This is a genomic window from Clostridium manihotivorum, from assembly GCF_004015185.1.
Taxonomy (GTDB): Bacteria; Bacillota; Clostridia; order Clostridiales; family Clostridiaceae; genus Clostridium_AR; species Clostridium_AR manihotivorum.
In genome coordinates this window covers 4,085,772-4,100,776 of record NZ_CP025746.1, presented here as the reverse complement: position 1 = coordinate 4,100,776, position 15,005 = coordinate 4,085,772, and the positions used below count along the sequence as shown (strand labels likewise).

Below are 15,005 nucleotides of genomic sequence, written 5' to 3'. Positions count from 1 at the left end.
GATTAACCTTAACATGGGATGTATTTAAATTAAGAAAACGCCTACTAATGGCATGGTTAAGCCATTGATTAACCTTAACATGGGATGTATTTAAATTACTCGTTGTGCTTTTCAAATATTGTATATGTACGAGATTAACCTTAACATGGGATGTATTTAAATAGTATTATATTAGATATTTCTTGTATGTATATGTTGGATTAACCTTAACATGGGATGTATTTAAATTAACAATTGTCATTTACAGTTATAATATAGTTTAAATGATTAACCTTAACATGGGATGTATTTAAATACTAATTGACGCCAATGTTCTAACCTACCAGTTTCGATTAACCTTAACATGGGATGTATTTAAATCTTGTATTTGCCTTATAAAATGGACGATAACTATAGGATTAACCTTAACATGGGATGTATTTAAATGTATAAACAGCTTCTTTATCTGCATAATCTGTAAGATTAACCTTAACATGGGATGTATTTAAATAAAATAATAAATATGAAATAATATTAAATAATGATTGATTAACCTTAACATGGGATGTATTTAAATCACACTTCAAATATACTCTTAATATGTCCAGCTCTAGATTAACCTTAACATGGGATGTATTTAAATATAGTTTTTTAAAAAAGTTTCTTATATGTATTAAAGATTAACCTTAACATGGGATGTATTTAAATGATTAACTCTATTGGATGCAATAAAAGAATTTGGAGATTAACCTTAACATGGGATGTATTTAAATAGGTTATCAAGTAAGCTACTTTGTAATTAAAAATAGATTAACCTTAACATGGGATGTATTTAAATTAGGATATGCATGTTGCTCGCCAAAATCATTTGTGATTAACCTTAACATGGGATGTATTTAAATAGAAGCTAGATTATTTGTTAGAAGACATCAAGTTTTGATTAACCTTAACATGGGATGTATTTAAATCCGTTGGACTTAATGTTTTCTACTTTAGTTTGAAAAGATTAACCTTAACATGGGATGTATTTAAATATGGTTCAAATAATTATTATTAATTAATAGTTTCTTGATTAACCTTAACATGGGATGTATTTAAATACTAAAGGTACAGAAAACTTGATAGTAAATTTAATAGATTAACCTTAACATGGGATGTATTTAAATAGGTTATATCTATATCCTGTATTCCATTTCCTAGCTTAGATTAACCTTAACATGGGATGTATTTAAATTATTCCACCTCCTAACCATTCCAAGCCATTTCTTGGATTAACCTTAACATGGGATGTATTTAAATGAAATGCCAGGCAATAAGCCTTTCATAAAGCATGGTAGATTAACCTTAACATGGGATGTATTTAAATATTTCTTTCATATCAATTTCCTTTCTGGCAATTCAGATTAACCTTAACATGGGATGTATTTAAATAAGAAATCTCGTGCTAAAAGGTTGAGAGATTGTGGATTAACCTTAACATGGGATGTATTTAAATCACTCTTCATTACGCCTATTTAATAGACCTTGCATTGATTAACCTTAACATGGGATGTATTTAAATGGAATATAATCTCTGTACCATTCTTCTGGATGATTAGATTAACCTTAACATGGGATGTATTTAAATAATAATTGATTTAGTTTAGGTCTATCTGCTTTAGGATTAACCTTAACATGGGATGTATTTAAATATATACTCCTTTACTCCATAACTGCCTACATCGATACGATTAACCTTAACATGGGATGTATTTAAATGCAATAGAAGGACCAGAAGCACCCCACGAAATACTAGATTAACCTTAACATGGGATGTATTTAAATGATTCATTTAAAATCCAATCGTTATAGCCATGATCGGATTAACCTTAACATGGGATGTATTTAAATGTAGATAACCAAGCAGCACTATTATTTTGCTTTATGATTAACCTTAACATGGGATGTATTTAAATGATGTATTAGGTAAAATAAGAGATGGTGTTCTTTGATTAACCTTAACATGGGATGTATTTAAATATAACTTTAAAAGTTTTATCAGCCAAAATTATTACGATTAACCTTAACATGGGATGTATTTAAATTATCATTAGGCATACATTTATAACTCAAATGTCTTTGATTAACCTTAACATGGGATGTATTTAAATAACTAATGGAGTATTCTTCATTGAAGAAAATTTAGATTAACCTTAACATGGGATGTATTTAAATTCCCCCCTCATTATATTATACACTCCATTTATGAAAAGATTAACCTTAACATGGGATGTATTTAAATGAGCAAAATCGCAAATTGTAAACTGATTAGCTATGGATTAACCTTAACATGGGATGAATTTAAATTATTTGGAATCATTGGAGCGGATGGCAGTATAGGATTAACCTTAACATGGGATGTATTTAAATCCAGTCCACCAATCCTGTCCATCTGCTGCTATATCAGATTAACCTTAACATGGGATGTATTTAAATGCAATAGAAGGACCAGAAGCACCCCACGAAATACTAGATTAACCTTAACATGGGATGTATTTAAATCAGTATCAAAACCTTCTATTTGTTCATCACCATTGATTAACCTTAACATGGGATGTACTTAAATATATTTACATTTAAAACTTCGGACATTAATTTAAGGACTAAACTTAGCATAAGATGTTTTTAAGTAGAGAAGAGTATTTCTTAGAATACATATTTTTTATAAGCAATGATTTGAAACTAAATCAATATAATGTATTGAAAGTATTAAAATGGAAGCGTATTATAAGATTATATTTAGGAGGTGAAGATTATGGATATTTTGTTAGTATTTATATCAATTGTGGCATTATCGATAGTTGGAGGGAAAGCGTTTGCAGATATGCCTAATCCAGGAACAAGGTTTTATTCTGGTTTAAATAATTATGAAGCAAATAAGAAGAACAACAGATAGCTAATTTAGATTTATGTTCATTCAAGTTGATTATAAATAAAAAGAGCATGTATGGATTTGTTTTGACCAAATCTATACATACTCTTTTTACTTTTAAGTTTGACTATGTTTAATAATATTGTTTAAATTAAGTGGTCATGAAGGAGATGCTATATGAGCGAGCAATTAGAATTAAATGATTTTTTCAGATGGAATGGCCTTAAAAAATCGCTAATTGCTCTTCATTAGTGATTTTTTTGCGCATCTGCCTTTTCTGAACGTATGTGAAGAAATTCTGGAAGGCGACATATTCTCTCTCTTTACTCTTTATTTGAATAGCATTCTTAATGTACTTAAGATTAAGATACATAAGATTTATAAAGAGTGAATGACTAAATAAAGAGTAAAACTGTACTGTTCGAACGTAGTGAGTTTACAGTTTTAGCCATGGAATATGACAAAATCATATTAATTCTTTGCGCAAGCTCGTCTAAGTATCGGATGACTGACCACTTAATTTCAACACAGTAGTTTAACAGAGACTTAAGTTTAAGAAAAGTGTGAAATTTTTTGCTAGCTAAATCTAGTAATTGCAAGAGCTTAGAACAGTTATTTGGAGCAAACAGCGAAAAAATACGTTTCTTGCCAGATCTTACTCATATACAAGAAATGATAATTCGCAAAAAAATCGATAATAAAGCTTTAGCGATTTTTTATAGCAGGTAATTAGCTTGTAGTTTTCAATATATTTACTTATCGTAAAGATAGCTTCTATAGGTATCCAACTTTAACTATTAATTTATACGTGCCCAATGATCCCCAGAATCCGGAATTACCGAACATGCATAAATTAAGTTTTCGTGAAGGATACCTATAAAAGCTTCTTGTTAGCATTAATAAATTTATCTACTTCATCGTAAAGCCCTGACTGATTGGAGTATTTAATGTAGTTCTTTATGGTTCTTAGCCATTCTAATGTTGAAGGCTTTGTCATTTGGATGGCTGTATTTAAGTCATTCATACCTATAGGCCGTTCTATGCCAGTTCTCATGATTTCTTCTATTACGTTCTCTGTGGCAACCTCAACTACGTTTTCAATATCTGCGCCAGAATATAGTGGGGTTAATTTGGATAAGGTGATATAGTCTATAATTTCCATAGGTCTATCTTTTAGTTTTAGCTTGAAAATAGCTTCGCGGGCTTTTTGATCTGGTGGTGGTACAAAAACTGTTTTATCAAAACGGCCAGGACGTTTGAAGGCAGAGTCCACATCCCAAGGCATATTGGTAGCTCCAATAATTAAGAGCTTCTGAGTACTAGAGTCTATACCTTCAATCTCAGTTAGCAGCTGATCTATTACAGGTCTCATATGTTCTGAAGAAAGTTTGGACCTGTTGAAGCCTATGGTGTCTATTTCATCAAAGAACATAACGCAAGGTTTCTTAGCTCTAGCAGTTTCAAAAATATCCTTAACATTAAGAGCGCTTTGGCCAAGGTAGGGATTTAGTATATCGGTAATATGCACTGGTATGAAGTTTGCGTTACATTCTCCAGCAGTTGCTTTGGCCATAAAAGTTTTACCGCAGCCTGGAGGGCCGAAAAGCAATATTCCTCCTCCTACCTTTTTCTTAAACCTATCGAATAGGCCAGGGCTTACGAAAGGCTTTATTATTTTCATCTTAATAGTTTCTTTTAAATCATCCAGCCCACCAACATCATTGAAGGTAACCTTTATATTTTCTTCTTTTTCATCTAAAACTGCATAGTTCTTTCCGCCTTCAATTACTCTAAGTGGAATTACATTATTATATTCTTCCTCTGAAGCTATATTTTCAGTTTCATTGCTTTCTTCTATATTATCAGCAATGTTTTGAGCGGAAGGTTTAGTTTCAAAAGTTTCATCACTATTAACCTTCGTGGAAGCTTCAGGCTGAAGTTTGTTAAGATTCTCTGCATTGGAAAGTTTAGTAAGTTCATTTATTACCATACCTTTAGTTTTATCGTCGCAATATTTTAAGGCTTCTGAAAATGCTTTAAGTGCTTCACTATAATTGCCAACTTCTGAATACTCTGATCCAAGCAGATACCAGGCATTGCTGCTTTGAGGATTTTCTTTTACTAATCCTCTTAAAAGTTCAATTTTATCCATTGTGCGCCTCCTATAAATATTTCTAACTACTAAGCTTTTCTTTTTGATTTCTTAATGAGCCTATATACAAATAGCGAAAGGTAAGTGTAGAGTACAAAGGTTAGATATGTTATAATCAGTATCCAGTGTATGGTTGCACCTTTTATATTCATAGTTAGTATGAAAATTATAACAAATCCTAAATAAACTACGACAGCTCCTCCAGCTTTTTGAATTAATCTATGAGGTAGAAAGAACCAATTTGTTAGTATGTCCATTTCTTCAAGCAATCTTAATACGTTTGGATTCGTAGGATCAAGCAGGAAAGCTTGTCTAAAGTTTTCTCTTGCTAAAGGGTAATTTTTATTGTGCATATTAAATACTCCGATATGGGTAAGCTTGCTAACCTCATTATTTTCACTATTAAGATACTTTTGTAAAGAGTTGAGTTGATGTCTTTTTCTTCCTTTGCTCATATTGTAAACAAACATATGGCGAAGTACTATATCATCTGAGGGAGCTATCTGCAAGGCTTCACTGATAAGCTGTAGAGCTTTTTTATCATTACCAGTTTTAAGCATCACCGTTCCATAGGAGGATAATGCTCTAGCATTTTTAGGGTTAATTCGAAGACACTCGCTATAGTGTTCTGCTGCTTCTTTATATTTAGCCAATTCTCTATATATACATCCTAAGAGAAAATGGCAGTCTTCAGCAGAGAAGCCATTACTTAGACTTTGCTGGCAAAGTTCTATAGCTTCTTCATCTATATCAAGATTATAATAGCAGAGGGCCAAATAATATAGCATCCTACCGTTATTAGGGTCCAGGGAGATCAGAGGCTCTAATTTATTTACGGCCTGATCATATCTGCCCATATTTATATAGGTTTCCACTTCATATAAAGATTTTTTAAAATTTTCATTTTCCATTTTGTATTAGCGACCTTTCTATATAATTCATAACAAAAAACTATTTTTTACGTATGTGTTTTTCAATGAAATCTAATAGTAACCCTACGAATGCAATATATACAATATAGCTAATATATGAATAATAAAGTATAGTAAATGCTCCTTTAATAATAGGTGTGTTGGCGATTATCATCAATGCAACTAACCCCATCAGAAGTACGATACCTGGTCTTTTAGTTTTTGCTAGTGGTATAAGTGGTATCAATAACCATTGTGAAGGCCTGGAGGACTTTTCAAGAAAACCTAGCATAGTTTTATCAGTTGGATTTAGTACATAAGCTTGCCTAAAATAATCTCTTGCTTTTAAAAATCTGTTATTTGATAAATTATACACTCCTAGGGCCACCAATTTATCAAATTCGTTTTGGGAGTTTTCTAAGAATTTCTGTAAGGCCTCTTTCTGATATTTCTTATTTTTTCTTGTAGTATGGAATTCAAATATATCGCGCAATACAGTTATATCAAGCGGATCAATTTCCTCTGCTTTTTTTAAATACTTCAGTGCTTCTTTTTTATTGCCAGCTTCAAGCATAATTAAAGCTAAAGAAGATAAGGCAGATGCTTCAAGAGGATTTATTCTAAGGCATTCAAGATAATGCTCTTTAGATTTGTCTAGTTCTGATAATTTTTTGTATATTATACCTAATAAATAATGACTGTCTCCAGTAGAATCGTTTTTTAAGCTTTCATAGCAATACATAAGAGCAGCTTCATCTTTGTCTATCATGTGATGGCAGAAACCCATTAAGTATAAATATCTGCAATTGTTTGGGTTGTTTGATAACATTTCTTTTAATACATCAATTGCCTGATTATATTTCCTCATTGATATATAGATATCAACTTGGTTTTTAAGTTTTGTATCATCTGTTAACATTAAAAACAGCCTTTCATAATTGATACGCTATATAGGGAACCAACTTCAACTACTAATTTATGCATGCCCGATAATCCCCAGAAACCGGTATTATCGAACATGTATAAATTAAGTTTTCGTAAAGGATACCTATAAGTTACCATATAATCAAATAAGACGGTGCTGTTAAAGTACTGTGTTGATCATAGCCAATAAGATAAATGGTAATTGTAATTTCACAACTATATAATAACAGAAAAAGGAAACACATAAAAGAATTTAATACTATTTACAGTATCAACGATTAAATTAATTTATGTTTAGAAAATCTTCTTAAATTGATTTTTTCTTTTTCAGAAAATTAAGAAAATATCTTTATTCCGATAATTTTAAAAATAATATCTTAGGTTGCTTTGCAACCAATAAAATTTTTTCTATTTTTTTGTTCCATAGTCTTTCTTTTTATCATCACCTTTGTTAAAATTATATTGTTATAGGTCGCGTATTTTTATATGTTGATTTAATCGTGATATATCTTCAGATATTAGAGGTTCTCGTCGAAAAGATTCTAATATTCTTGAAGATATTTCTTTTATACCAACTTTTAATTCTCTTATTGCTACGCTACCTTTTTCTAACAGTTGTCTTAATATGTCTGATATCTGTATTAATAAATAGTGGTTTTTCATAGCTTGATAATTTAAACAACAAGCATGCTCTATGTCATATCTTATATTCTTCTGGTTATTAAAGCCTTCATTTTCAATTTTCCACCTACTTCTACCAGCAGATACAATTTTGAACGCATTTCTTTTGGTAATCTGTATATTCGTAACAAAAACAAAGTTTTTGGTCGTTTTTTCACGGCTGTCTTTATCTTTAGATTTCTTAAAAATTGTCTCAGTAAAATCTACGGTATTAATAAATCTATGTTTATATGAGACTTCATTAATATAAGTTGCATCCCAACTAAACTCTTGTTTTTCAAAAGCCAATGTAGAAGTAATTTCGTTGTTTTCAAAGCTTTTTATAACCTGAATTTCTTCCCAGAGAGTTTTGGCTCTTCCTTCTTTAAATCTAAAGATAAATTCCCAATTATACTCATCACATAATTCATAAATCGGTTCACAAGCATAAAGACTATCCCCTAGAAGACAGATATTTAGCTTTCTAAACTTGTATTTTAATTTTTTCATTAGCCTTTTAGCTGCATTTATTTCACAATCCTGTTTGCTGACGCTCTCGTCCTCATTTTCAACAAATTCAGTTAATATACTAAATACCATATCTCCTAAGACTAACTTTGCTTCTAAAACCGTATGATAGTATACAGTTTTTTCTACTTCTCCAGTTTCTTTATTTTTATATTCTTTTTTAAACAGTGATCACAATGCCTTTCGTTAAAAGAATATAGTTGTGAACCATCAATGGCAATACACCAGTATTTATCCATCAATCTATATTTCTCTAATGATCTTTTTCTGAAAAGTTCTCTTATCATGTAGTCTCTAATTTTTTCTAATTCACTTACTTCTAACTCTTTTAGAAAGTTATTAATTGTATCATAATGTGGTATTTCTTCTAAAGAATCATATCCTAATGACGCTGCAATATTTTCTATTACGGCGTCATTATTAAAATCTTTTGTCATTTTGTTCATGCTTACTATGCCTGAAACATTTTTCATTATTACCGTAAATAGTATTATTTCTGGTGTATAAGTAACATAATTCTGATTTCTTTTGTCTTTTACAATTGCTAATTTTTTATTTAGATCTTTAAAAAAGTGGTTTTTAATTTTCGAAAATTCTCCGAAATAATTTATTTCATTCTCTTTTTTTCTCTTTTGTTTTCTTGTCATTTTATCCATATTTCATCCCCGCAAACGTAGTAAATTAGGCACTTTCCCTTATTATATTATACCATATTTTATTACATTTTTGGGTGTTTTTAACTCGAAATATATTTACTCCTTAATGCTGTACTATTTACTGATGAAGATTTTAGTAATATATTATAACTATATCTTATATGATAAATCAGTGAAATAAGGTGTGGTTATATCATGATTAACTTTGAGTATTACAAGATATTTTACTATGTGGCAAAGCTTAAGAGTATAACTCGTGCAGCAGAGGAGCTTTATATTACTCAGCCTGCTGTTAGTCAAGTGATAAAGCAGCTAGAGAATACTCTTGGAGGGAATTTGTTTTATAGAACTTCCAAGGGAGTGAGGCTTACTCCAGAGGGAGAGGTTTTATATACATATATATCAAGAGGCTATGAGTTTATGGCTCTTGGTGAGAGCAAGTTTAAAGAACTTTTAACCCTTGAAGCAGGTGAGATAAGAATAGGGGCTAGTGATATGACCTTACAATACTATCTGCTGCCTTTTCTTGAAGAGTTTCATAAACTTTATCCAAAAGTTAAGGTTAAGGTGACTAATCTTCCTACGCCAGAGACTTTGGAGTACTTAAGACAAGGAAAGATAGATTTTGGAGTGGTAAGCCAGCCGGTAAAGGAATATGAAGGGGTAAAGATAACTTCGGTAAGTAATATTAGGGATATATTCATTGCCAATGATAGCTTTAAAGAGTTAAAGAATAGGAGCATAGAGCTTAAAGAGCTTGAGAACTATCCTATAATCTGTTTAGAAAATGGAACAAGCACCAGGAAATATGTTGATGATTTCTTAGCAGGGGAAAAAGCTACTCTTAATATTGAGTTTGAGCTTGCTAATAGTGATCTAATAGTGGAGTTTACTAGAAGAAGCTTAGGTATAGGCTGTGTTGTACAGAACTTTGCTGAGGAGCTAATTGAAAAGGGAAGTGTGTTTGAGATTAATTTAAAGAAACCTATTCCAAAGAGAAGTATATGTATTATAACTCAGGATAAAGTTCCTATTTCACCATCAGGGAAAAGGCTATTGGATTTGTTAATGTCATAAGTACAGCTTATATCATGGATAAGTAATACCAATTATATTTATATCACCTTCTATGTTACGATTGTTTGGTAAGTTAATTCCAAATTAGTTTTATAGGAGGTTTTTATTATGGTTAAAGCAATAGTTGGTGGCAATTGGGGAGATGAAGGAAAAGGTAAGATTACTGATATGCTTGCAGAGAAATCAGACATAGTTGTTAGATTTCAGGGAGGTGCTAATGCAGGGCATACTATAATAAATAATTATGGCAAGTTTGCCCTACATATATTACCTTCAGGTGTATTCAGAAAGAAAGTTACAAATGTTATCGCTCAAGGGGTAGCACTTAATATAGAAGAGTTTTTTAAAGAACTTGATAGTCTACTGGAACGAAGTGTTCCTATGCCAGAAATAAAAATATCTGACAGGGCTCAAATTGTTATGCCTTATCATATACTGCTTGATGAATTAGAAGAGGAGAGACTTGGAGCAAAAAGCTTTGGATCAACAAAGTCAGGGATTGCACCATTTTATTCTGATAAATACCTTAAGATAGGAATTCAAGTTTGTGATTTATTTGATGATGAGATTCTTATGAATAAGATAAATCTTAATTGTGATCAGAAGAATGTTCTTTTAAAAAGTCTGTATAAGGGCAAAACCCTGGATTCTAATATAATTTATAATAAATTAATTGGATATAGAGAAAGGCTAGAACCGATGGTCTGTGATGCTGCATTATTACTTAACAATGCAATAAAGCAAGGAAAAGAAATACTTTTAGAAGGGCAGCTTGGAGCATTAAAGGATCCTGATAACGGCATATATCCATTTACAACTTCATCTTCACCTTTAGCTGGCTTTGGAGCTGTGGGGGCAGGAATACCACCTTATGAGATAAAAGAGATAGTGACTGTGGTGAAAGCCTATTCTTCAGCTGTTGGAGCTGGAGCCTTTGTAAGTGAGATATTTGACAAAGAAGCTGATACCTTAAGAAATCTAGGAGGAGACTGCGGAGAATACGGAGCAACAACAGGAAGACCTAGAAGAATGGGATGGTTTGATGCGGTTGCAACAAGGTATGGCTGTATGCTTCAAGGTACCACAGAAATTGCCTTGTCTTTAATAGATGTGTTAGGTTATTTAGATAAAATTCCGGTTTGCATTGGATATGACATTAATGGAACTGAAACTAAAGATTTTCCTGTGACACCTTTACTTAATAAAGCAAGACCTATCTATACCTATTTAGATGGCTGGAAATGTGATATTACTGGTATTCGTAACTATGAAGACTTGCCTGAAAAGGCAAGACTGTACATTGAATTTATTGAAGCTCAAGTTGGTTATCCAATAAAATACATATCTAATGGACCAAGAAGAGAAGATATAATTTTTAGATAAGAACATAGAAAGTCTTCATTAGTTAATCAGAAGGTTTTAGTTATTTATAATTTAATAAACTCACTAAGATTGATGAATATGGTGAAAGGTGCTAAACAGCCCAGTGTTTAAAAAGGTCAAAGGATACAATATGACTATAGAATCCTTTGACCTTTTTGCTTAATATTCTTAAACAGAACTACAATTATTATATGATTGGATAGCATAATAGTAATTGCATCATTTACTTATATTATATACATGGCATAAAATCAAACGGAGTATATGAATAGAAAACTACAATTAGTACATTTTCCTTTTATTAATGAAAAATACTCTTCCTATAAGTTCCAAAGTAATTAAATATTCAGTGGAATAGTAAATAAAAAAATTAAATTTAACGCTTTCGTAAACCTCTGGAAAATAAAAGTTTATCAGGTTATCAAAAATACAGTTTCTACATCAATTGGTAATGGTTCTGTCGCTTATATCTGAGTAATTTTTGTTTTATTTATTTTAAAGTGAAAAATATTTATTGAATAACAATAAAAGCGTTGCTATAATCTAAGTATAGGAAGTAATTGGAGTGAATTGAAGCATGTGATTCATCATTAAACTAGCATCTTCCTGCGCAAGCTGATGCTTTTAAGGTACAATTTTTATCACATGCATCTTTTGATCTACAGTAAAAACTGTTCTTATAAGCATTAAAAGTATAACCATGATAGTAGGTAGCAATTTCTGAGATTTATTCCATGTTATATTTATGGATAAAATATATAAGGAGGATTACATTATGCCATCTGTGTCTATTATGTTTTTAATTTTTTTATTAGTATTGACAATAATTATCTGGGTACTTGTTAAAAGAAAATTACCTAGGATAAAAAATTATAAGATTGTCGCTATTATAGTCCTTATAATAAGTTTTATCCTGTCTAGTTTTTATCTATATTTAAAAGTCTCAAGCGGGATTATATATGCTAAAACAACTAATTTATCTGAAGAGTGCATAGGTGAATTAAGATTATTTGAAAATATTGATGATAAAGAATTTCAAGGTAAATATATGATAAACGCCAAAAAAATGGACAATGCATTATTTGACTATTATAAATTGGGTAATGGTTTATTAATTGCAACCAACGAAAGTAGAAAAATTATTAGAATTGAAATAGATGATAAATCTGCTGCTGGAATGAAGACAAGTAAAGGCATTGGATTGGGTAGTTCAGTAGATGAGGTTGTTAAGATTTATGGTGAAAATTATTACAAGAGGATGGATGATATGGGTATTCCAGTAATTGGATATATAGATCGGAAGAGAAAAGTAAAGCTTGAATTTTTTTATTATCAAGGTAAAGTTACAATGATTAGATACGATATTTCTTCGATGAAGTGAGATTATTAGACAATCAAGAAGTCAATGTTTCTGTAGGAAATCAACTTCACCTATTAATTTATATTTGCCCGATAATCCCCAGAAGCCGCGATTATCGAACATACATAAATTAAGTTTTCGTAAAGGATACCTATATATATAAATATGTAAGATTAACATTTTAGATATTATATAAGAAAAGTTCCTTGAAAAAACTTTGACCATAATATTATGTAAGAAAATTATTTGTTCTTCAATCTTTTTCTATTGCTGAATATTATTGAAGCAGCAGCTACAATGTATAATATTAGAATAGCAAAAAAGAATGCCTTATCTATGGTATTTCCTTTATATATAAAGGCTACATTAAAGGTAGGAAACAGAGAGGCAATTCCAATTGTATAAGAAATGAATATTTTGAGCTGATTTTATTATTTGCCATATAGAATTCCTTCTTTTATCAAAAATTAATATAATTTATTATAGTTTTAATTTGTAAAGATTTCAATAAGGTGTAATTAGATTGAGATGTAAATATTCAGCTATTAATATTAATAAGGATAAATGTTATTATAGAAAAGTGCTTAATGGTAATAATTAAAATGAATAAAAAATCAAACTTTGAAGATCACGAATAGGTGTTCTTTATAATATGGAAGGTATTAAAAATGAGTAGAAGAGCAAAAGTACATTATGAACTTAATGATGTAAGAAAAGTTAGTGAGCCAAGTGAAGAAGATATTAAAAAGATTCTTAGAGCAGCGGATGACATAATTACTTTAGCCGGAAGAAATATGCTGGCTAAAATATTAAAAGGCTCAAGAGACAAAAAGCTTTTAGAAAAGGAATTGGATAAGAGTCCTAGTTATGGATATTATAAAGAGCTTAAAATTGAGGAAATAACTACAATTATTGATTGGATGATTGTAAATGACTATCTTAATATAGATTACTTTGGTAGATTACCTATGATAATATTTTCGCCAAAAGGGTGGGATTACTTCAAACCTGTATACGTTGAGGAACTTTATTATCTTATAACTTTGGTGGATTTAGATGATTGTGAAGAACTAATAGAGCGTATGAAGAATACAAATAGACAAGTTGTTAAAATGCTTCTAGCAAAGATAGGAGAAAGTAGAAATATAAGCTTCATAAGGTTTTTAAGAAAGTGGGAAATTGAAGAGGTAAAGAAAGTGCGCATTATGATCAATGGAACTATAAATAAACTTAAATCAGTTTAACCGGTAGCAAAATAAAATTCCCTGCATATAGTAATACTATATTACTTAATAGTAGGGGAGAAAAATGGCTAATTTTAACCGAGTTATAGTTGATAAAAATTTCCTTAGAAAAAAGCTAGTAGAGGATGAAGAGATAGCAAAGTCTCTAAGTAGATTTGTCGATAACTCCATAATTGCTAGAAGAGGGGTTACAACAGGTGATAATCCTTGCAAGGTAAGTATAAAGATTTCCAGTGATGAAATAACAATAAGTGATAACAGTGGAGGTATCCAAAGCAAGATCAGTGATAAGGATATATTTAGAATCGGTATTGAGGATGGACAGGGGATTAAGGGATTAGGGATAAAAAAGTCTTTTTTTAAACTGGGAAATAAGATTGAAATATTTTCAAATAAGAAGAGATGCTCCAGGAAATTTGCTTTGGATATTAACTTGGGTAGTGAAGAACTGGCTTCTCAAAGTGAAAACATAGCTTACAATCCTAAGGAGATAGAAGGCACAACTATAATCATTACCGATCTAGAAAAGACTTTGTTAAAAGAACTGGGCAGTAACTATTTTTATGAAAAGGTTTTTAAAAACTTAGGGAGAATATATAGCAAGTTTTTATCAAAAGGCGAGCTTGTACTTTTGGTTAATGATAAGGAAGTTGAACCGGTGGAGATTGAAGCAAGAAAGATAAACTCCTGTAAGATATTAGGCCACTATGAGGTAACCTTATATAAAGGTACCAAGGAAGATGCCTCAGGTATAGATTTGTATATAAATGATTTTATTGTGTTAGATAGAATTAAAAACAAAGAAGTGAAGTGGAATCTACTTAACGAGAGTAAATATACTTATACTGACTGCATTGTAGAAATTTCTTATCAAGGAGAACGGTCTAAATATGAAAAAGAAAAAGATATTCTATTTGCAGAAGTTATAAAGTTTATAAAGGAAAATAAAGTGTATTTTTTAAACAGCACTATAATCATTCAGTACTCAATGCCTATAAGTAAGGTAGAGGAGTTAAAGGAATATTATGAGGAAGATACGGCTAAAGCTATAGGTATGAAAGGCTTTGATAAACTCTATGAAGACTATCTAAATAATAAGGCTAACAATAACTAGTGATAAGTTCATCAAAGAAGAAGTGCATTTTTATACTTAGCTAATAACTCTGTTTTATGTAATAATAACAGCTAAAAATGCTGAAACCCGCATGTTTCCAATAAAT

General features: G+C 30.6%; 12 protein-coding genes and 1 CRISPR repeat array (1 of these 13 only partly in view). Of the genes, 7 read left to right on the top strand and 5 right to left on the bottom strand.

The genetic code is table 11. The features are described 5' to 3' along the window. A CRISPR array of direct repeats spans window positions 1-2,584; the repeat unit is 30 nt; unit sequence GATTAACCTTAACATGGGATGTATTTAAAT; it reaches 329 nt to the left of the window's first position. A gap of 189 nt (window positions 2,585-2,773) precedes the next feature. Next, complete coding sequence (locus C1I91_RS28300) at window positions 2,774-2,914, top strand: hypothetical protein (RefSeq protein ID WP_164880582.1); 141 nt, start codon at window positions 2,774-2,776, stop codon at window positions 2,912-2,914. Between the two features lie 850 nt (window positions 2,915-3,764). Here C1I91_RS28300 and C1I91_RS18515 read toward each other — a convergent pair. From C1I91_RS18515 to C1I91_RS28595, 5 genes are all read right to left on the bottom strand, one after another. Beyond that, window positions 3,765-5,042, bottom strand: a complete 1,278-nt coding sequence (locus C1I91_RS18515) for an AAA family ATPase (RefSeq protein ID WP_128214210.1) — start codon at window positions 5,040-5,042, stop codon at window positions 3,765-3,767. Between the two features lie 29 nt (window positions 5,043-5,071). Beyond that, the gene (locus tag C1I91_RS18510; protein ID WP_128214209.1) at window positions 5,072-5,953 is read right to left on the bottom strand and encodes a tetratricopeptide repeat protein; all 882 of its coding nucleotides are present in this window, start codon (window positions 5,951-5,953) and stop codon (window positions 5,072-5,074) included. A 40-nt stretch (window positions 5,954-5,993) separates the two neighbouring features. After that, a complete protein-coding gene (locus tag C1I91_RS18505; protein WP_128214208.1) occupies window positions 5,994-6,872 on the bottom strand; it encodes a tetratricopeptide repeat protein in 879 nt (292 codons plus the stop codon). A gap of 470 nt (window positions 6,873-7,342) precedes the next feature. Further along, complete coding sequence (locus C1I91_RS28600; RefSeq protein WP_205694232.1) at window positions 7,343-8,137, bottom strand: transposase; 795 nt, start codon at window positions 8,135-8,137, stop codon at window positions 7,343-7,345. Window positions 8,138-8,190: 53 nt separating this feature from the next. After that, entirely contained in the window at window positions 8,191-8,721 is a 531-nt protein-coding gene (locus C1I91_RS28595; RefSeq protein WP_205694231.1) for a transposase family protein, read from the bottom strand. 195 nt (window positions 8,722-8,916) lie between these two features. Here C1I91_RS28595 and C1I91_RS18495 point away from each other — a divergent pair, with 195 nt between their 5' ends. The 6 genes from C1I91_RS18495 to C1I91_RS18475 all read left to right on the top strand — a co-directional run bounded on the left by C1I91_RS18495 (window position 8,917) and on the right by C1I91_RS18475 (window position 14,899). Continuing rightward, window positions 8,917-9,798 carry a LysR family transcriptional regulator gene (locus C1I91_RS18495; protein WP_338032560.1) on the top strand — a complete coding sequence of 294 codons (882 nt, stop codon included), beginning with the start codon at window positions 8,917-8,919 and terminating at the stop codon, window positions 9,796-9,798. Between the two features lie 108 nt (window positions 9,799-9,906). Next, window positions 9,907-11,181 carry an adenylosuccinate synthase gene (locus C1I91_RS18490; RefSeq protein WP_128214206.1) on the top strand — a complete coding sequence of 425 codons (1,275 nt, stop codon included), beginning with the start codon at window positions 9,907-9,909 and terminating at the stop codon, window positions 11,179-11,181. Window positions 11,182-11,956: 775 nt separating this feature from the next. After that, window positions 11,957-12,562, top strand: a complete 606-nt coding sequence (locus C1I91_RS18485) for a hypothetical protein (RefSeq protein WP_128214205.1) — start codon at window positions 11,957-11,959, stop codon at window positions 12,560-12,562. A gap of 246 nt (window positions 12,563-12,808) precedes the next feature. Continuing rightward, window positions 12,809-12,946, top strand: coding sequence for a hypothetical protein (locus C1I91_RS28295; protein ID WP_164880581.1), 138 nt, complete (start codon window positions 12,809-12,811; stop codon window positions 12,944-12,946). Window positions 12,947-13,209: 263 nt separating this feature from the next. Further along, on the top strand, window positions 13,210-13,785 hold the full coding sequence (locus C1I91_RS18480; RefSeq protein WP_128214204.1) for an RQC-minor-1 family DNA-binding protein: 576 nt from the start codon (window positions 13,210-13,212) through the stop codon (window positions 13,783-13,785). A 64-nt stretch (window positions 13,786-13,849) separates the two neighbouring features. Then, on the top strand, window positions 13,850-14,899 hold the full coding sequence (locus C1I91_RS18475; protein WP_128214203.1) for an ATP-binding protein: 1,050 nt from the start codon (window positions 13,850-13,852) through the stop codon (window positions 14,897-14,899). Window positions 14,900-15,005: the final 106 nt, after the last annotated feature.